This is a genomic window from Amnibacterium sp. (assembly GCF_025463795.1).
Lineage (GTDB): Bacteria > Actinomycetota > Actinomycetes > Actinomycetales > Microbacteriaceae > Amnibacterium.
Genome location: NZ_JAODBE010000122.1, coordinates 1 through 16,796, shown reverse-complemented (window position 1 = coordinate 16,796; position 16,796 = coordinate 1). Strand labels below are relative to the sequence as shown.

Here is a 16,796-nt window from a genome sequence, read left to right as displayed (position 1 = left end):
CGGCCGGTGGAGCTGATCCTCGTCCGGCACGGCGAGAGCGAGGCCAACGTGGCCGCCTCGGCCGCGGAGGCCTCCGGCGCCCTGCGGATCGACGTGCCCGCCAGGGATCCCGACGTCGAGCTGTCCGAGCGCGGCCTGCGCCAGGCCGAGGCGCTCGGTCGCCGGCTCGCCGCGGATCCGCCCCCCGACGCCCTGCGGGTGTCCCCGTACCGGCGGGCGCGCGCGACGGCCGAGGTCGCCCTCGGAGTCGCCGGGTGGGACGTCCCGCCCCTCGTCGACGAGCGGCTGCGGGACCGGGAGCTGGGCGTGCTCGACACGCTCACCGGCCGCGGGGTGCGGGAGCTGCACCCCGGCGAGGCGGACCGTCGGCGGTTCCTCGGCAAGTTCTACTACCGGCCGCCCGGCGGCGAGTCGTGGGTGGACGTCGCGCTGCGCATCCGCGCCGTGCTGCCCGAGCTCGAGGCGTCGGGCAGCCGGGTGCTCGTCGTCGCGCACGACGCGGTGATCTGGCTGTTCCGGGCCGTCTGCGAGCGGATCGAGGAGCGCGAGCTGCTCGACCTGGCGGCGGCGACCCCCATCCCGAACGCATCGATCACCCGGTTGGTGCACGATCGCGGCGACGGCCCGTGGCACGCCACGGTGCTGAACGACGTCGCCCACCTCGACGAGGTGACCGAGCACGGAGGTCGGCACGATGCCCCGCACGGCTGAACCCGCTGACCCGACCACGCTGCCGCCGCTGCCGGCGCCGGCCTCCTCCAAGCGGGAACGCGGCGACGTGCTCGTCATCGGCGGCGCGGCCAAGACGCCCGGCGCGGTGGCGCTGACCGGGATCGCGGCCCTGCGCGTGGGCGCTGGCCGGCTCACGGTCGCGGTCGCGGAGTCGGTGGCCGCTCCGCTGGCCGTGGCCTTCCCGGAGGCGGGCGTGGTCGGGCTCCCGCAGAACCGGTCCGGCTCGGTGACCGGCGGTGCGGCATCCGTCCTCGAGGGCGCCCTCGACGTCGACTGCGTCGTCGTGGGGCCCGGGCTCGACGACGCCGACGAGGCCCAGGAGCTGCTCCAGCGGCTCGTCCCCCTGATGGGTCGGGAGACGCGGGTGCTGCTCGACGCGTTCGCGCTCGGCGCGCTCGCGAACGACGCGGACCTCTGCCGGCCGCTCGAGGGGCGGCTGCTGCTCACGCCGAACAGCACCGAGACGGCGATCCTGCTCGGTCGCGATCCCGGCGACACGGCCGACGACCTCGCGGAGGTGGCGGACCGGTACGGCGCCGTCGTCTCCGGTAGCGGCATGGTCGCCGAGCCCGGCGGCCGGCTCCGGCGGATCGACGCGGGCAACCCGGGACTCGCGACCTCCGGCTCGGGCGACGTGCTGGCCGGCGCGATCGCAGGGCTCGTCGCGCGCGGCGCGGACGCCGGCGATGCGGCCTGCTGGGCGACGTGGCTGCACGCGACGGCCGGCGACCGGTTGGCCGAGCGCATCGGCCCGGTGGGCTTCCTGGCCCGCGAGCTCGCGGACGAGCTGCCCCGCCTCCTCGCCGAGCACACCTGACCCGCCGCGCGCGCCTCGTCGCACCGCCCCTGACGGCGCCTCAGCGCAGGGCGGCGATGACCGGAGCGAACGCCTCCGCCTGGGTGCTCGAGACCGGGAACACCGTGATCCCGGTGCGCTCGCTCAGCATCTGCAGGCTCTCCGCCATGGCATCCGCATCCCCTCGGAGCACGCCGACCGCGTCGTGCACGTCGTCGGCCCTGAGGCCCTGCCGCTCCAGGTAGGGCACGAGCCGCCCGCCGACGCCGGACAGCTGGAGCGCGAACGCCGGATCCGTACCCTCGCTCCGCACGATCTCGACCGCTCGCAGCACGTCGTCGAGCACGGCCGTCGGCGGGAGCGCGAGCGCGACCGTGTCCGCGATCGCGGCGGCCTTCAGAGCGCGCGGGCCCGATGCGGCGATCACGACCCGCGGCACCGGCTCGACCTCCGCCCGCACCGCCTCGACGGTGGCGGTGAGGATCCGGCGCCGGTCCTCCCCGGTGCCCCACGCCCTGCCGAGCGCCGCCGCCTCCGACTCGGCGTCCGGTCGCCCCGTGCCGATCCCGAGCTCGAAGCGGCCGCCGGAGAGCAGCTGCAGCGCCGCCGCCTCCCGGACGACCGCTGCGGGCGACCGGAGCGGGGCGGCGAGCACCCACGGCGCGACGGTGAGCCGGGAGGTGACGGCCGCGGCGGCGGCGAGGGCCGGGAACGGTGATGGGGTGGAGCGCGTGTCGGGGAGCAGGAGCAGGTCGTAGCCGCCGGCCTCGATCTCCCTGGCGCGGTCCAGCCAGCCGGCTCCGGACCGCTGCGGCCCCTCCACCACCCCGAACCGGAACGCCGACGTCGTCATGCCGGCAGTCTCCACCCACCGATGGACGGATCGCGCAACCCCCCTCCACCCGGTTCGTATCCGGTGGTACCGTCGCCCCCGCCGCATCCCCCAGACCTCGGGACGGGATCTTCCGGATCGACCGAGGGACTGATCAGATCATGCAACGCATCTACTACTGCACCGGGACGTCGTTCCTGACCGGCGACGACGTCGCCGACGCGGTGCTCGAGTACGCCTGGGTGCTGGCCCAGTACGGCCGCTTCGACCTCGTGCGCATCCCCACCAGGAGAGCGGACGGATCCGACGGATCCTCGACGCTCCTCGTCGGGCCGAGCAGCCAGATCTCGACCGAGGAGGTCGCCCTCGCCGAGGCCGGCGAGGAGCTCGTCGCCCGCGAGTTCGTGCAGTCCGTCAAGGAGCGGGCCGCGCACCTGCGGGACCCGCTGCCGGTCGTGGACTTCGACGGCTCCATGTTCGAGACCGAGCCCGACGACTGACCGCTCGAGGACGATGAGCTAGAGGCGGATCCGCCGCTCCACGACGCCACGGGCGGCGGCGGCGAGCGGGAGGCGGTTCGACCGCGCGTAGCTGCGGAGCATCCGGAACGCCTCGTCCATGTCGACCTCGTGCCGGTGCGCGAGCACGCCCTTCGCCTGCTCGATCGCCACCCGGGAGTTCAGGGCGCCCTGCAGCTGGTCCCGCAGCACGTCGTTCGCCCGGAAGCTGCGCTCGTGCAGGACGCCGATCGTCGCGACGTCGCCGAGGGCCTGCGCCGCGCGGAGGTCGTGCTCGTTGAGCTCCCCGGCTTCGGCCCGGAACAGGTTGAGCGCGCCGATCGTCTGGTCGCGCAACCGCATCGGGATCGCGAACACACCACGGAATCCCTGCTCGGCCGCGCTCGACCGGAACTCCGGCCAGCGGTCGCCGGTCTCCGCGATGTCCGGCACGATCGTGGGCAGCCCGGTCCTGAAGCACTCGACGCAGGGTCCGGCCTCGGCGCCGAGCTGCAGGGTCTCGACGATGCGACTCTCCTCGCTCGTCGATGCGACGAGGTCGAGGACGCCGCTGTCGGGATCGGCGAGCAGCAGGCCGACCGCGGTCACGTCGAGGAGGTCGCGGCACGTGTCGACGAGCACCTGCAGCATCTCGACCACGTCGTAGTCCGCGACGAGGGTGTCGGCAAGGGTGGCGAAGGCGTCGAGCAGTGCGACCTCGCGGCTGGTCTCGGTCATCGCTCGTCCTGGATCTCGCCGCCCCGGATGGTGAACCGGCGGCTTCTCGTGAGGATGTCGTCCGCGACCTCCAGCATCGTCCTGCCCTCCGCGAAGGCGCGGGCGCGGATGAGCAGCTCGGCGTCGTCGGCCGAGACGTCGAGCTGGGCGATGACGAACCCCGTCGCCTGATGGATGCGCCGCCGGGACCGGGGCCGTGCGGCGGCGGGCGCCTCCTCGAGCCCGCTCTCCTCGATGGCCTGCCGGAGGACGGTGCGGCTGACGTCGGCGGCCACGGCGACGGCCCGAGCGAGGTCGTCGCCCTCCAGCGGCCGCGGGCGCACGTCGTACAGGTCGATCGCGCCGATCCGGAGCGGTCCGACGTTGAGCGGGATGGCGAACAGGGCGGCGACCGCGGAGTCGGCGAGGGCCCGGGAGAACGCCGGCCAGGTGCGGCTCGGACTGCCGCGCAGGTCGGGTTCGAGCACGGGACGGCCCGTCGCGATGGCATCCCAGCAGGGACCTTCGCCCAGGTCGAACTGCAGCTCGTCGACGCGCGCGATGACGTCGTCGCTCGCGGAGATCGTCTCGGAGCCGAGCAGCCCGCCGAGCGTCGAGATCGCGGCACCGGCGACGGGCACCACCGCCAGCACCACCTCGGCCTCGACCGGGCCCGGAGATGATTCGTCTGGCGTCATGGGTCCTCGGTCGCTCCCGCGGTCCTCCACGGGGTCCTCGCCAGGCTACCGCGCGGAGCCGGGAATCGCCTCCCCGCAGCGCGTCAGGACGCCGGGACCGGCTCGTGCTCGTCCGCGGATCCGGGGAGCGTCGCGAACGCCTCCTCGAGCACGCTCGCGGCGTCGTCGAGCAGCGCGTCGGAGATCACGACGCTCGGCAGCAGCCTCAGCACGCTGTCCCACGAACCGGCGTCGAGCGCGATCACGCCGTGCTCGGCGGCGTAGGTGAGCACGTGCTTCAGCGCGGCGGCGTTCGGCTTCTTCGTGCCCGGCTGCACGAGCTCGATCCCGAACATGGCGCCCTTGCCGCGCACCTCGCCCACGACGTCGAACCGGTCCGCCCAGTCACCGATGCGGGAGACGAGGGTGCGCTCGACCCGCTGGGCCTCGCCGATCAGGTCCTCGCGCTCGATGAGGTCGAACACGGCGAGCGCCGCCGCCGTCGAGACGGGGTTGCCGCCGAAGGTGCCCCCCACGCCGCCCGGCTGCACCGCGTCCATGATCTCGGCGCGGCCGGTGACGGCGGCGAGCGGCATCCCGCCGGCGATCCCCTTCGCCGACGTGACGAGGTCGGGTACGACGCCGTGGTGCTCGATCGAGTACCAGGCGCCGGTCCTGGCGATGCCGGCCTGGATCTCGTCGGCCACGAAGACGATGCCGTTGTCGCGGCAGTACTCGGCGATCCGGGCGAAGTAGCCGGGAGCCGGGATGATGACGCCCCCGTCGCCCTGGATCGGCTCGGCGAAGAAGGCGGCCACGTCCCGGGGGCCGACGTGGGTCTCGATCACATCGATCGTGCGCTCGGCCGCCTCCTCGCCGGACAGGCCGTCGCGGAAGGGGTAGCTGATCGGCACGCTGTAGATCTCGCCCGGGAAGGGCCCCATGCCCTCGCGCTCCGGCCACGGGCGGTAGGTCATCGCCATCGTGAGGTTCGTCCGACCGTGGAACGCGTGGTCGAGCACGACGATCGCGCGCCGGCCGGTGAAGCGGCGGGCGATCTTGGCGGCGTTCTCGACCGCCTCCGCCCCCGAGTTCACGAGGATCGAGTGCTTCTCGTGGGTGCCGGGCGTGATCTCGGCGAGCTTCTCGGCGACGCGGACGTAGTTCTCGTACGGGGTGACCGTGAAGAGCGTGTGGGTGAGCTTCTGCACCTGCTCCGCGACCGCGGCGGCGACGTCGGGGTGGGCGTGGCCGATCGTGGTCACGCCGATCCCGCAGCCCAGGTCGATGAGCTGGTTGCCGTCGACGTCGACGAGCACCGCGCCGGCGCCGTGGTCCATGTAGATGTTCGCGAGCGTGCCGGCGCCGCGGGACACCGCCCTCACCCGCCGCTCCTGCAGCGCCCGTGACCGGGGACCCGGCAGCTCGGTGACGAGCCGCCGTTCCTGCGGGACGGAGAAGGTGCGGGTCGCGGAGGTTCCGGCTGCCATCGCTCCAGGCTAGGCGGTGCCCCCTGGGCCGGCCCCGTTTCCGCTGGGGGCGACGGCTCGGCGGGCGCGGGCGCCGCCGCACACGCCGGCTGCGGCGGATTTACAGCGCTTACCAGGCCGCTCCCAGTGGCGCTTCTTACGCTCGCCCCCGATCCACCACCCCCGACGAAGTGGGAGCTCCATGCGTCTCCGCATCCCCGTGATCCTGGCGGCCGCCGCCCTGGCTGCGCCGCTGCTCGGTGCCGCCGCACCGTCGGCCGTCGCGCGTCCAGCGCTGCACACGGCCGGCACGTACTCGAATCCGCTCGACCTCCAGCTGCCCGGAGGCCGGACCGCCGAGAGCTGCGCCGATCCCTTCGTGCTGCAGCCCACCGCGAGCGACCACCGCTGGACGCTCTACTGCACCGCCGACGCCCTCACCTCCAGCGAGACGGACTCGACCGGCGCCCTCGTGCTGCACCAGGTGCCGCAGTACCGGTCGACGGACCTCGTGCACTGGACCTACGCCGGCGACGCGTTCCCGACGAAGCCGTCCTGGCTGAAGTCGGACGCGGGCGTCTGGGCGCCCGACGTCGTCTACCGCAACGGGCAGTACCGGATGTACTACACGGCGTCCGACACCACCGCAGGCGGCTCCGCGATCGGCCTCGCGACCAGCTCCTCCCCGACCGGACCGTGGACCGACACGGGCACCCCGGTCGTGCCGCCCGGCGTGAACCCCGACAACGGGCAGAGCCGCTGGGAGTTCGACCCCGAGGTGATCTCGGCGAACGGGACCGACTACCTCTACTTCGGTTCGTACAACGGCGGCATCTTCGTGCGCACGCTGTCCGCGGACGGCCGGACCTCGATCGCATCGAGCGAGAAGCGCATCGCGATCGACAACCGCTACGAGGGCACCTACATCGTCCAGCACGGCGGCTGGTACTACTTCTTCGGCTCCGCATCGAACTGCTGCAACGGGTCGCTGACCGGCTACAGCGTGTTCACCGCGCGGTCGAGGAGCCCGCTCGGGCCGTTCGTGGACAAGGACGGCGTGGCGATCACGGCCAGCCGCGTCGGCGGCACCCCGGTGCTCAGCCAGAACGGGAACCGCTGGGTCGGCACCGGCCACAACGCGGTGATCACCGACTACTCCGGCCAGGACTGGATCGTCTACCACGCGGTCGACAAGAACCACCCGTACTACACGGGCGGCACCAACCCGACCTACACGAAGCGGCCGGCACTGATGGATCCCCTCGACTGGCAGAGCGGCTGGCCGGTGGTGCGCGGTGACAGCGGGCCGTCCGACTCGACGATGCCCGCACCCGCGGCCCAGCCGGGAGAGCAGACGGCGTACCGCCCGTCCTTCGTGCCCCAGGCGCAGCCCGGCACGACGATCCCCGGGCTGTCGGACTCGTTCGACGGCTCCTCGCTGTCGAACCGCTGGTCGTGGATCCGGCAGCCGTCGTCGAGCACCTACTCGGTGAGCGGCGGCGCGTTCGCCTGGCAGACGCAGGCGGCGGACCTGCAGCCGCCGGACAACTCGCAGGCCTCGGTGCTCACCGAGCCGGCGCCGGCGGGCGACTACGTGGTCGAGACGAAGGTCTCGGTGAACACGGGCCTGAACGACGTGCACAACTACGTGCAGGGCGGCCTGATCGTGTACAGGAGCGACTCCGACTACGTGCGCCTCACGTCGAACTCGATCTGGGACACGCGCCAGACGGAGTTCGGCAAGCACGTGAGTGGAGCCGCGGCCGGCCAGCCGAGCTACGGCAACGGGGTGGTCGGGCCGGTCGGCGACTGGACCTACCTCCGGATCGTGAAGCACACGGTGTCGGGCCAGGAGGCGTACACCGCCTACACGAGCCTCGACGGCACGAGCTGGGACAAGGGCATCACCTGGACCGCGTCGCTCGGCTCGTCGGCGCGGATCGGCCTGATCTCGCTCGGTGGCTCCGGGTTCACGTCCACGTTCCAGTACGTGAAGGTCAGTCACCTGGCGCGCTGACGTCTCTCGGTCGCCGCGGGACGGGCCGCTTCGGGCATCACTGGGCGTCATCGGACGCCCGTCGTGCCCGAAGCGCCCCGTGGTCCGGTTGCAGGGCCGAGGGCCGGGGTGGGATCGTGCGGAGACCGCGAGCGCATCGCCGCGGCTCCACGACCCCTGAGGAGTGCTCGTGCCTGGAGCCCGCGTCGCCGGCGCCCACCTCGTCGGCAGTGTCAACCTGCCCACCGCCGAGGCCGTGATCGGGACGGTGGCCGAGCACCTCGGCGCCCACCTCGCCCGCATCCCGGACGGCGAGGTCGGCGAGCGGTACTACTGGCTGCAGTTCCAGAGCGCCCGACTCGAACGGACCCCCGGGCTCGTGCGGCTCGGCGAGACGCCGTACCTGATCCGCGGCGAGTTCGATCAGCGGCCGCTGGCGCTGGACGGGTCCGTCGCCGCGGAGGACCTCGTCCTTCCCGATCTCGGCTACGCGGACGCGGCGATCACGTCCTTCGCGACGTTCGCGTCGCTGCAGGAGGCCGGGGTCGTCCCCGCCGGGGTCCGCTTCCAGGTCTCCCTGCCGACGCCGGCGGCCGTGGTCGGGGTGTTTCTCGCCGAGCGGGACCGCGCAGCGGTCGAGCCGGTCTACGAGCGGGCCCTGTTCGGTGAGCTCGACCGCATCCTGGCCGCGATCCCCCACGAGCGCCTGGCGATCCAGTGGGACACGGCGGTCGAGTTCGGCTTCCTCGAGCAGGTCGACATCGGGGGCTTCCGCCTCGCCGCCTGGTTCGACGACGTGCTCGCCGGCGTGGTGGAGCGGGCGGCGCGCCAGGCGGCCGCGGTGCCGGAGGACGCGGCCGTCGGCTTCCACCTCTGCTACGGCGACGTGGAGGAGGCGCACTTCGTGCAGCCGAAGGACGCGGCCACCCTCGCCTCGGTGATCCGCGGCCTGCTCGCCGCGACGCCCCGCCGGATCGACTGGATCCACCTGCCGGTACCGATCGAGCGGGACGACGCCGCCTACTTCGCACCGCTCGCCGGACTCGACCTGCCGGACGAGACGGCGCTCGTCCTGGGACTCGTCCACCACGAGGACGGCGTCGACGGCGCCCTCCGCCGGATCGAGGCCGCCGCCACCGCGGTGCCGCGGTTCGGTGTCGCGACCGAGTGCGGCTTCGGCCGTGGCCCCGCCGAGCGCACGGCCCCCCTGCTCGACCTGCACCGGGAGATCCTCGAACGGGTGGGCTGAGCCGGTCGCCGCGCCGGCCGCCCGCTCGACGCTGCTCCCGGTTTGTGCTGACCCACAACGAATAGCGCCGGCGCGCTACCCTCGTACCGCCGGCGGCAGGGTCGTCGCCGGTGTCGCACCTCCCGGGGGTCCCCATGTCCGACGACACCACCGCCTTCGACGCCGCCGCGGCACGCGTGCGAGCCGGCGCATCCGCCGACGACGAGGCGAAGGTCCTGCTCGGCCGGATGAGCGAGCAGGAGAAGCTCGGCCTGCTCGACGGCGACGAGCCCTTCTGGGCCGGCTTCCGCCGGATGATCGAGGAGGGCTACAACCACACCCCGTACGTGCACGGCGCGGTGCCGCGGCTCGGCGTCCCCGGCCTGCGCTTCGGCGACGGCCCGCGCGGGGTGGTGCTCGGCCGCTCCACCGCCTTCCCTGTCGCCATGGCGCGCGGCGCCACCTGGGATCCGGCGCTCGAGGAGCGGATCGGCACCGCGATCGGCCTGGAGCTGCGCGCACAGACCGGCAACTTCTTCGGCGGCATCTGCATCAACCTCCCTCGGCATCCCGCCTGGGGGCGGATCCAGGAGACGTACGGCGAGGACCCCCTGCTGCTCGGGGCCTTCGGCGCAGCCCTGCACCGCGGCGTCGCCCCGAACGCGATGACCACCGTGAAGCACTACGCGCTCAACTCGATGGAGAACGCGCGCTTCACCGTCGACGTGACGGTCGACGAGGCGCCGCTGCGCGAGGTGTTCCTGCCGCACTTCCGCGCCGTCGTCGAGGCAGGCGCGGATGCCGTGATGACGGCCTACAACTCCGTCAACGGCGAATGGGCCGGCCAGAACCCGCACCTGATCACCGAGATCCTGCGCGAGGAGTGGGGCTTCGCCGGCATCGCGGTCTCCGACTTCATCTGGGGTCTCCGGAACGCCGTGGCCTCCCTCGAGGCCGGGCTCGACGTCGAGGAGCCGTTCGCCGAGCAGCGCGCCCAGCACCTGCCCGCGGCGCTCGAGGCGGATCCGTCGCTGTGGTCCCTCGTCGACGAGACGGGCGTCCGGATCCTCGCGGTGCAGCTGCGGTTCGCCGCGCGGCGCGCGCCCGAGGAGCCGCCCGCGTCCGTCGTGTTCTCGGCGGAGCACCGGGCGCTCGCCCGCGAGGCGGCCGCGCGGGCGATGGTGCTGCTGCAGAACGAGGCCGTCGACGGCGCGCCCGTGCTGCCGCTCGCCCCCGCCCTGGTGCGGACGGTGGCTGTGGCGGGCGCCCTCGCCAAGCGCCCGAACACCGGCGACAACGGCTCCTCCGACGTGCGCTCCCCCGCGGTCGTGACCCCGCTCGACGGCCTCACCGCCGGGCTCGACGGCATCCGCGTGCTGGACGCCGGTGACGACCCCGAGCAGGCCGCCGCGACCGCCGGCGAGGCCGACGTGGCGATCGTCGTGGTCGGCTACACCGCCGAGGACGAGGGCGAGTTCATCGACGCCGGCGCGTTCCTCGCCCCCGAGCTCGTCGCGACCTACCCGCCGACGGAGGGCGACGCCTGGGCCGATGGCTTCCTCCGCGCCGAGCGCGCGGCGTCCGGTGGCATCGTCGGCGGAGCCGCGGGCGGCGACCGCCGCAGCCTGCGGCTGCACGACGCCGACGTGGCCCTGATCCGCGCCGTCGCCGCCCGGAACCCCCGCACCGTCGTCGTGATCGTCGCGGCCGGCGCCGTGCTCACCGAGGAGTGGCGCCATGAGGTGCCCGCGGTGCTGCTCGGCTGGTACGCGGGCAGCGAGGGCGGCGCCGCCCTCGCCGACGTGCTCACCGGCGCCGTCGACGCCGCCGGCCGGCTCCCGTTCTCGGTGCCCGTGAGCGAGGCGCATCTTCCCGACTTCGACCCGGACGCGACGGAGGCGACCTACGACCGGTGGTTCGGGCAGCGCCTGCTCGACCGGCTCGGCGTCGAGGCGGCCTTCCCGCTCGGGTTCGGCCTCTCCTACACCACGTTCGCCATCGACGGCCTCGAGGTCGGGCGGCCCACCGGCGAGTCCCTGCCCGCCCGCGTGACGGTCAGCAACACCGGCGGCCGCGCCGGACGGACCGTCGTGCAGCTCTACGGCGAGCCGCAGGACGCCGGCGAGGAGGTCCCGTCGCGCGTGCTGCTCGGCTTCGCGAGCGTCGCCGTCGACGCGGGCGCATCCGTCGAGGTCGAGGTCCCCGCCTCGCTCCGGCCGCTGCAGCGGTGGACCGGCGAGCGGCTCGAGCTGCCGTCGACCGAGGTGCTCGTGCGAGCCGCGGCGCACGCCGCCGACACGTCCGGCCCGACCGCGCGCATCCGGCTCTAGGTCCCGGCCAGGGACCCGCTGACGCCGCCGAGGCTGAAGAACCGATGGAGCACGAGGAACACGACGAGCGGCGGCACCAGCCCGATGAGGCTGAGCAGCGGTGACCCGTACGAGGCGGCGAGCCCGATGCCCATCGTGTAGTTCGCGTTCGAGAGGATGAACACGAGCGCGATCCAGTAGTCGTTCCACGCGAGCAGGAACGTGAAGATCGCGGCGCTCAGCACACCGGGCAGCGCGTTCGGCAGCACGATCCGCCAGTACCCGCCGAACACCGAGCAGCCGTCGAGCCAGGAGGCCTCCTCGAGGTCGACCGGGATCGAGTCGAAGGCGGCGGCCATCGTCCAGGTGGCCACGGCGATGCCCATCCCGATGTAGATGATGCCGAGCCCGAGCAGGTTGTCGACGAGGCCGACGAGTGCGAACAGCACGAAGAGCGGCACCAGGAACAGGATGATCGGCAGCGACTGCAGGCCGAAGATCACGAGCGCGAAGACCGAGACGCCCCGCCCTCGGCCCCGCGAGAGCACGTAGCCCGCCGGGGCGGAGACCAGCACCGTCACGACCACCGTCGCCGCCGTGACCATGAGGCTGTTGCCGAGCCAGGTGAGTACCGGGCCGTAGGTGAAGGCTCCCGCGAGCTGCGCGAGCACGCCGCCGCCTCGCTCACCCGGCGTGAGCACGCGGACGAAGGTGCTGAGCAGCGGCGCGAGCAGGACGACGGTGAGCACCACGAGGGCGGCGAACCGGATCCACGCACCGGCCCGGAATCGGGACCGGACGCGGACCCGGCGCTCGGGGACCGCCGTCACGCCGACGGCCGCTCGGCCGCCAGCTCGTACGCCCGTTGCGGCATCTGTGTGGCCAGCTTGCCGCCGGAGATGTCGAGGAGGGCGCCGGTGAGGTACCCGGCGGCGTCGCTGGCGAGGAAGACGAGCAGCTGCGCGACGTCCTGCGGGGTCTCCCAGCGCCGGATCGACAGGGTGTCGAGCAGTCGGTCCTGGGCGGCCTGCGGCATGTCGGCGAAGCCGTTCATCGCCGTGGGCACCATGCCGGGCGCGTACGCGTTGACGGTGATCCCGTAGGGGCCGAGCTCGCTCGCGAGCACCCGGGTGAGCTGCACCACGGCCGCCTTGCTCGCGGCGTAGGCGCCGCTGCCGACGGAGGGCACGATCGCCGCGAAGGACGCGGCGTTGATGATCCGGCCCGCGCCCTGCCGCTTCATGGCGGGGATGACGGCCTTGCTCATGCGGAAGACCCCGCCGACGTTCACCTCGAAGCTGCGGTCCCATGCGGCGTCGTCCATCGTCTCGATGGGACTCTCCGCGAGCACACCCGCGTTGTTCACGAGCACGTCGATGCGACCGAAGCGGCCCTCGATCTCCTCCGCGATACGTCGGGTCGCGCCGCCGTCGCGGACGTCGCACACGAGGTCCACCCGCGGATCCGCGGGGAACCCCTCGCTCGCCAGATCGAGTCGCACGACCGTGCACCCCTCGCTGACGAACACGTCCGCGATCGCAGCACCGATGCCGCGCGCGGCGCCGGTGACGACCACCACCTTGCCCTGCAGATCGAGCAGCATCGCTCCTCCTCCTCAGCCGCCGGGAAGCATACTGAGCGGGCATCGCAGTGCGGTGAGCGGGAGGTGTGCGGATGGCGGAGGCAGCGCCGGGGCGGGTGCTCTGGGTGACGGGAGCCGGATCCGGGATGGGCCGCGCCGCGGCCGTCGCGGCGGCGCACGGCGGACGACGGGTGGCGCTGAGCGGGCGCCGCCCCGACGCGCTCGAGGCCGTCGCCGGCGAGGTGCGGTCCGCGGGGAGCGAGGCCCTCGTGGTGCCGCTGGACGTGACCGACGTGGCGGCGATCGAGGCGGCGCACGCCACGATCCGGCGGGAGTGGGGTCACGTCGACGACCTCGTGCTGTCGGCCGGGCTCAACACCCCGCGCCGGACCTGGTCGGATCAACGGATGGACGACTTCCAGGCGATCGTCGCCACGAACCTCACCGCCGTCGCGGCCGTCGTGCAGGTCTCGATCGAGGACCTCCGCGCCGCCTCGGGCGTCGTCGTGGTGATCTCCTCGGTGGCCGGCTGGGGCTTCAAGCCCGGCACCGGCATCGCCTACGCGGCGAGCAAGACCGCGGCCGGGGTGCTGTGCCGGGATCTCAACGTCGCCGAGTGGCCGAACGGCGTGCGCGCGACCCACCTCTGCCCGGGCGACGTCGACACCGACTTCCTGTCGATGCGACCGCAGGTGCCCGACGCCGCCGGGCGCGAGGGCATGCTCTCCCCCGCCGACGTGGCGCGGGCGGTGCTCTTCGCGCTCGACGCGCCGCCGCAGGTGCGGATCGACGAGCTGGTGATCACGCCGACGCACCTCCGCTGACGCGCCGCTGCCTGCACGCCGCGGCTCGCGGGGGTGGGGTCAGTCGAGCGCCAGCGCGTCGTCCTTGCGGTCCTCCTCGACGAGCGCCTCGGCGTCCGCCTGCTCCTGGCCGTTGCGGACGGCCCAGAAGAAGATGGCGAGCGCGAAGACGGCGACGGCGACGTCGTCCCAGCCGCCCGGGATGATCTTCGCGGCGCTGGGGCCGTACTGGCCGAGCCAGTCGAGGAGCACCAGACCGGCCAGCCAGACCCAGATCCAGACGGCGCTGCGGAAGCCGGGCCGCCGCGTCTCCACGCTCTTCGCGTGCAGGCGGCCGGCGATCAGATAGATGACCTGGCCGATCAGGATGAAGATCGCGAGCTTCCACGAGGTGTCGAAGCCGCCCCAGTAGGCGATGAGGTTCGCGAAGACGAAGCCGAGGGGCAGCAGCACCCGCTGCGCCGGCGCCCGGTACGGGTGGTCCCGGTCCGGGTCCGACCGGTTCAGCACCCAGAGCGAGATGGGCGCGAACGCGTACATCAGCGCGGTGGACGAGGTGATGACCTTCACGAGCTGCTCCCAGCTCGGCGTGGGCGCGAGGGCGATGAGGCCGAAGCCGGCGGCGATCAGCACCGACCAGATGGGAACGCCCCGCTTGGTGGTGCGCCGCATCCAGCTCGGCATCCCGAGCGCGTAGGAGATGCGCGAGGAGGTGCCGACGTAGATGAGCCCGGTGCCGCCGGGCGAGATGACCGCGTCGATGATGAGCACGATCGACAACCAGGTGATCCCCGCGCCCACCGCGAGCGTGTAGTACGGGCCGTAGTCCCCGACGGGCAGCGGGTGGGCCCAGCTGCTCCCGACGCGGGCCGAGGGCACGGCGCCGACGAACGCGATCTCGAGCAGGATGTAGACGACGGCGCCGATCGCCATGGCCGTGATGATCGCCTTCGCCATGTGCTTGCGCGGGTCCTTCGCCTCGCCGGCGACCTGCGCCGCCTGCTCGAAGCCCTGCAGGGCGAAGACGACGCCGGCCGGCAGCGCGGCGAAGATGCCGTGGAAGCCGTCCGGAGCGAAGCCGCCGCCGGCGGTGAAGTTGTGCGGCTGGAAGACCACGATCAGCAGCACGACGACGGTGAGCAGCGGCACCGCGACCTTCCAGAGCACGATGCCGGTGTTGCTGTCGGAGAGCCAGTTCGCGCCCATCGCGTTGACGAAGGTGAAGAGCAGCAGCGCGAGCACCGCGATCACGAGGCCGAGGGCGTTCAGCTGGCCGTCGGGCTGCACCATGTCGAAGTTCTTCTTCACGGCGGGGATGGCGTTGACGTAGTCGATGCTCGCGGACACCTCGAGCGGCGCGATCGCCACGCACTGGATGTAGGTGGTCCAGCCGGCCGTGAACCCGGCGAAGCCGCCGAAGGCGTAGTGCGGGTACCGGGTCGTGCCGCCGGCCACGGGATACGCGGCACCGAGATCCGCATGGATCAGGGCGAGCACGCCGAGCATGATCGCGGCCAGCACCCAGGAGACGAGGGAGCCGCCACCGCCGGCGGTCTGCGCCGCGGTGAGCGCGCCGAGCAGCCAGCCCGATCCGATGATCGAGCCGAGCGAGATGAAGGTGAGTCCCCAGAACCCGATGCGCCGCTGGAGCCCGGTTGAGCTCTCCGTGGTGTCGCCGGTCTCGACCGCTGTCGTCATGTCGACCTGTCCCTTCATGAATGCCGCCTGAACGATAGGGAGTGTCGGCTGGGCACCCGCCGAAGCACAGCGATCCCGCATCCACCTCGGAGAACGGCCACACCGGAACGAAACGACGATGGAACAGTGGATGCGCGCAGGACGGCCGTGGAGATGCTCGACATCGCGATTCGGGACGAGCAGTGCGCCCGCCGGATCGCCGCCGAGGACGAGGCCGCCCTCGTCCGGCTCGAGCTCCGCCGGCTCGGCCGTCGGAACGGCGTCCGCATCCGCACCGCCCGGATGGGCGACGCCGTGCTCGTCGTGCGCCTCGACGCGGCGGTGCGGCACGAGGACGCCGCGACGATGCGACAGGAGCTGACGCCGGCCTGACCCGGCCGGTCCGGCCCCGGCCTACTGATAGGTGACGAGGTCGGGCGCCGGCCGGACGTCCCGCATGGTCTGCCGCGGCGTGAGGGTCGGGTGGTCCTTGTGCAGGAAGTTCTTCCAGCCCCAGCCGATTCCTGCGGGCGCGTCCTCGTGCACGGCCCGCCAGGTGGCCCGCTTGTCGGGCTGACCGCCCTGCCCGTCGACGTGGAGCACGGTGGTGAGCTCGCCTCGCTGCACGATCCGGTCCCGGTCCCGCAGCATCGAGAGCCGGAACTGGTGCAGCACGAACAGCTTCGGCGGCAGGTGATGCGCGGTGACCAGCTCCGCCAGCCACGCGGACGTGCGGTTCACCTCGGCGGCCGACACGGATCCGATCTGCCGCAGCGGCACCTGGTGGGGGCCGAGACGCCACTCGGGATCGAGCGCGAGGCCGACGTTCGGCTGCTCGAGCAGCCCGGCGTAGTGCCTCGCCTGGCTGGGGAAGTCGGAGCGGCCCGGCTGCAGGTCGAGGACCACCTCGACGCCGGCACGCCGTGCCGCGTCGACCCAGGGCCGCAGGGAGGCCGGGTCGAGCTCGTTCGAGTAGTCGCCGTCGGAGCCGGCCGAGCCCGCAGCGACAGTGGCGATGATCTCGAGGGTCGGCACCACCGGCTCGTCCGAGAGGGGCGCGTACTCGGCCGCGAGCGACTTCACGCGACGGATCGACGCCTCGATCCCCTGATCGCCGAGGGCGCCGAGCACGGGCACGCCGGGCACGCCGTAGAGCGCGACGAAGCGGTGGCCGGGCAGTGCGCGCTGGCCGCCGCCCGGGAGCTGGAAGCCGGAGCGGGCGGATGCGACGGTCCAGGTCGCCGACGGGGCGGTCGCGAAGCCGGCGCCGAGCAGCACGGCGGGAGCGCTGCGGTGCGCCGCCAGGGCGGCGACCGCCCGCGGGCTGCGGGTGAGGTCGCAGTCGCCCGGCGCCAGGTCGACGACCGTCGCGCCGGCCGCACGGGCGGTGGCGACACCCGCGGCATCGGCGGTGGCGTCGCCGACGAGGGCGACCGCGGGCGCCGCCGATGTGCGCGGCGGCGGGGTCTGCCGGGCCGCAT

General features: G+C 73.2%; 15 protein-coding genes and 1 pseudogene. 8 read left to right on the top strand and 8 right to left on the bottom strand.

The genetic code is table 11. From position 1 onward, the window contains the following. Positions 1 to 6: 6 nt before the first annotated feature. On the top strand, positions 7 to 711 hold the full coding sequence (locus tag JWQ92_RS10840; protein ID WP_297344471.1) for a histidine phosphatase family protein: 705 nt from the start codon (positions 7 to 9) through the stop codon (positions 709 to 711). Further along, positions 695 to 1,549, top strand: a complete 855-nt coding sequence (locus JWQ92_RS10835) for an NAD(P)H-hydrate dehydratase (protein ID WP_297344470.1) — start codon at positions 695 to 697, stop codon at positions 1,547 to 1,549. The genes JWQ92_RS10840 and JWQ92_RS10835 overlap by 17 nt, the downstream gene beginning before the upstream one ends. 40 nt (positions 1,550 to 1,589) lie before the next feature. On the opposite strand, the gene JWQ92_RS10830 is transcribed toward JWQ92_RS10835, so the two are convergent. Further along, the gene (locus tag JWQ92_RS10830) at positions 1,590 to 2,381 is read right to left on the bottom strand and encodes an LLM class flavin-dependent oxidoreductase (protein WP_297344469.1); all 792 of its coding nucleotides are present in this window, start codon (positions 2,379 to 2,381) and stop codon (positions 1,590 to 1,592) included. A gap of 140 nt (positions 2,382 to 2,521) precedes the next feature. On the opposite strand from JWQ92_RS10830, the gene JWQ92_RS10825 reads away from it, so the two are divergent. Beyond that, positions 2,522 to 2,860, top strand: a complete 339-nt coding sequence (locus JWQ92_RS10825) for a hypothetical protein (RefSeq protein WP_297344468.1) — start codon at positions 2,522 to 2,524, stop codon at positions 2,858 to 2,860. 18 nt (positions 2,861 to 2,878) lie between these two features. Here the strand turns inward: JWQ92_RS10825 and JWQ92_RS10820 are convergent, their stop codons facing one another. The 3 genes from JWQ92_RS10820 to gabT form a co-directional block, all read right to left on the bottom strand. After that, a complete protein-coding gene (locus JWQ92_RS10820) occupies positions 2,879 to 3,595 on the bottom strand; it encodes a GAF and ANTAR domain-containing protein (protein WP_297344467.1) in 717 nt (238 codons plus the stop codon). Next, positions 3,592 to 4,272 carry a GAF and ANTAR domain-containing protein gene (locus JWQ92_RS10815; protein WP_297344466.1) on the bottom strand — a complete coding sequence of 227 codons (681 nt, stop codon included), beginning with the start codon at positions 4,270 to 4,272 and terminating at the stop codon, positions 3,592 to 3,594. Before JWQ92_RS10815 ends, JWQ92_RS10820 begins: the two co-directional genes overlap by 4 nt. 83 nt (positions 4,273 to 4,355) lie before the next feature. Continuing rightward, positions 4,356 to 5,741: a 4-aminobutyrate--2-oxoglutarate transaminase gene (gabT, locus tag JWQ92_RS10810; RefSeq protein WP_297344465.1), complete on the bottom strand. Its 1,386-nt coding sequence runs from the start codon at positions 5,739 to 5,741 to the stop codon at positions 4,356 to 4,358. Between the two features lie 181 nt (positions 5,742 to 5,922). Between gabT and JWQ92_RS10805 the strand changes: the two genes are divergently transcribed. The 3 genes from JWQ92_RS10805 (at position 5,923) to JWQ92_RS10795 (ending at position 11,274) form a co-directional block, all read left to right on the top strand. Beyond that, the gene (locus JWQ92_RS10805; protein ID WP_297344464.1) at positions 5,923 to 7,737 is read left to right on the top strand and encodes a family 43 glycosylhydrolase; all 1,815 of its coding nucleotides are present in this window, start codon (positions 5,923 to 5,925) and stop codon (positions 7,735 to 7,737) included. Between the two features lie 169 nt (positions 7,738 to 7,906). Further along, positions 7,907 to 8,965 (top strand): hypothetical protein, encoded by a 1,059-nt coding sequence (locus tag JWQ92_RS10800; protein ID WP_297344463.1) that lies wholly within the window; start codon positions 7,907 to 7,909, stop codon positions 8,963 to 8,965. Positions 8,966 to 9,099: 134 nt separating this feature from the next. Continuing rightward, on the top strand, positions 9,100 to 11,274 hold the full coding sequence (locus JWQ92_RS10795) for a beta-glucosidase (RefSeq protein ID WP_297344462.1): 2,175 nt from the start codon (positions 9,100 to 9,102) through the stop codon (positions 11,272 to 11,274). Here the strand turns inward: JWQ92_RS10795 and JWQ92_RS10790 are convergent. Together JWQ92_RS10790 and JWQ92_RS10785 are read right to left on the bottom strand one after the other, a co-directional pair. Next, a complete protein-coding gene (locus tag JWQ92_RS10790) occupies positions 11,271 to 12,083 on the bottom strand; it encodes a carbohydrate ABC transporter permease (RefSeq protein WP_297344461.1) in 813 nt (270 codons plus the stop codon). The genes JWQ92_RS10795 and JWQ92_RS10790 overlap by 4 nt on opposite strands. Next, positions 12,080 to 12,856 carry an SDR family NAD(P)-dependent oxidoreductase gene (locus JWQ92_RS10785; RefSeq protein WP_297344460.1) on the bottom strand — a complete coding sequence of 259 codons (777 nt, stop codon included), beginning with the start codon at positions 12,854 to 12,856 and terminating at the stop codon, positions 12,080 to 12,082. The genes JWQ92_RS10790 and JWQ92_RS10785 overlap by 4 nt, the downstream gene beginning before the upstream one ends. A gap of 71 nt (positions 12,857 to 12,927) precedes the next feature. Between JWQ92_RS10785 and JWQ92_RS10780 the strand changes: the two genes are divergently transcribed. Beyond that, positions 12,928 to 13,659 carry an SDR family oxidoreductase gene (locus JWQ92_RS10780; RefSeq protein WP_297344459.1) on the top strand — a complete coding sequence of 244 codons (732 nt, stop codon included), beginning with the start codon at positions 12,928 to 12,930 and terminating at the stop codon, positions 13,657 to 13,659. Positions 13,660 to 13,698: 39 nt separating this feature from the next. Here JWQ92_RS10780 and JWQ92_RS10775 read toward each other — a convergent pair whose 3' ends face one another. Beyond that, positions 13,699 to 15,354, bottom strand: a complete 1,656-nt coding sequence (locus JWQ92_RS10775; protein WP_297344458.1) for an APC family permease — start codon at positions 15,352 to 15,354, stop codon at positions 13,699 to 13,701. Between the two features lie 108 nt (positions 15,355 to 15,462). Here JWQ92_RS10775 and JWQ92_RS10770 point away from each other — a divergent pair, with 108 nt between their 5' ends. Then, entirely contained in the window at positions 15,463 to 15,708 is a 246-nt protein-coding gene (locus tag JWQ92_RS10770; protein WP_297344457.1) for a hypothetical protein, read from the top strand. Between the two features lie 21 nt (positions 15,709 to 15,729). Here the strand turns inward: JWQ92_RS10770 and JWQ92_RS10765 are convergent. Further along, a pseudogene (locus tag JWQ92_RS10765) lies at positions 15,730 to 16,796 on the bottom strand (hypothetical protein); the annotation flags it as partial.

Excerpts from the sequence above, each read along its gene's own strand:
- JWQ92_RS10825 (WP_297344468.1), top strand. The coding sequence starts at position 2,522 with ATGCAACGCATCTACTACTGCACCGGGACGTCGTTCCTGACCGGCGAC.
- JWQ92_RS10815 (WP_297344466.1), bottom strand. The coding sequence starts at position 4,272 with ATGACGCCAGACGAATCATCTCCGGGCCCGGTCGAGGCCGAGGTGGTG.
- JWQ92_RS10820 (WP_297344467.1), bottom strand. The coding sequence starts at position 3,595 with ATGACCGAGACCAGCCGCGAGGTCGCACTGCTCGACGCCTTCGCCACC.
- JWQ92_RS10830 (WP_297344469.1), bottom strand. The coding sequence starts at position 2,381 with ATGACGACGTCGGCGTTCCGGTTCGGGGTGGTGGAGGGGCCGCAGCGG.
- JWQ92_RS10785 (WP_297344460.1), bottom strand. The coding sequence starts at position 12,856 with ATGCTGCTCGATCTGCAGGGCAAGGTGGTGGTCGTCACCGGCGCCGCG.
- JWQ92_RS10780 (WP_297344459.1), top strand. The coding sequence starts at position 12,928 with ATGGCGGAGGCAGCGCCGGGGCGGGTGCTCTGGGTGACGGGAGCCGGA.
- gabT (WP_297344465.1), bottom strand. The coding sequence starts at position 5,741 with ATGGCAGCCGGAACCTCCGCGACCCGCACCTTCTCCGTCCCGCAGGAA.
- JWQ92_RS10775 (WP_297344458.1), bottom strand. The coding sequence starts at position 15,354 with ATGAAGGGACAGGTCGACATGACGACAGCGGTCGAGACCGGCGACACC.
- JWQ92_RS10805 (WP_297344464.1), top strand. The coding sequence starts at position 5,923 with ATGCGTCTCCGCATCCCCGTGATCCTGGCGGCCGCCGCCCTGGCTGCG.
- JWQ92_RS10795 (WP_297344462.1), top strand. The coding sequence starts at position 9,100 with ATGTCCGACGACACCACCGCCTTCGACGCCGCCGCGGCACGCGTGCGA.
- JWQ92_RS10835 (WP_297344470.1), top strand. The coding sequence starts at position 695 with ATGCCCCGCACGGCTGAACCCGCTGACCCGACCACGCTGCCGCCGCTG.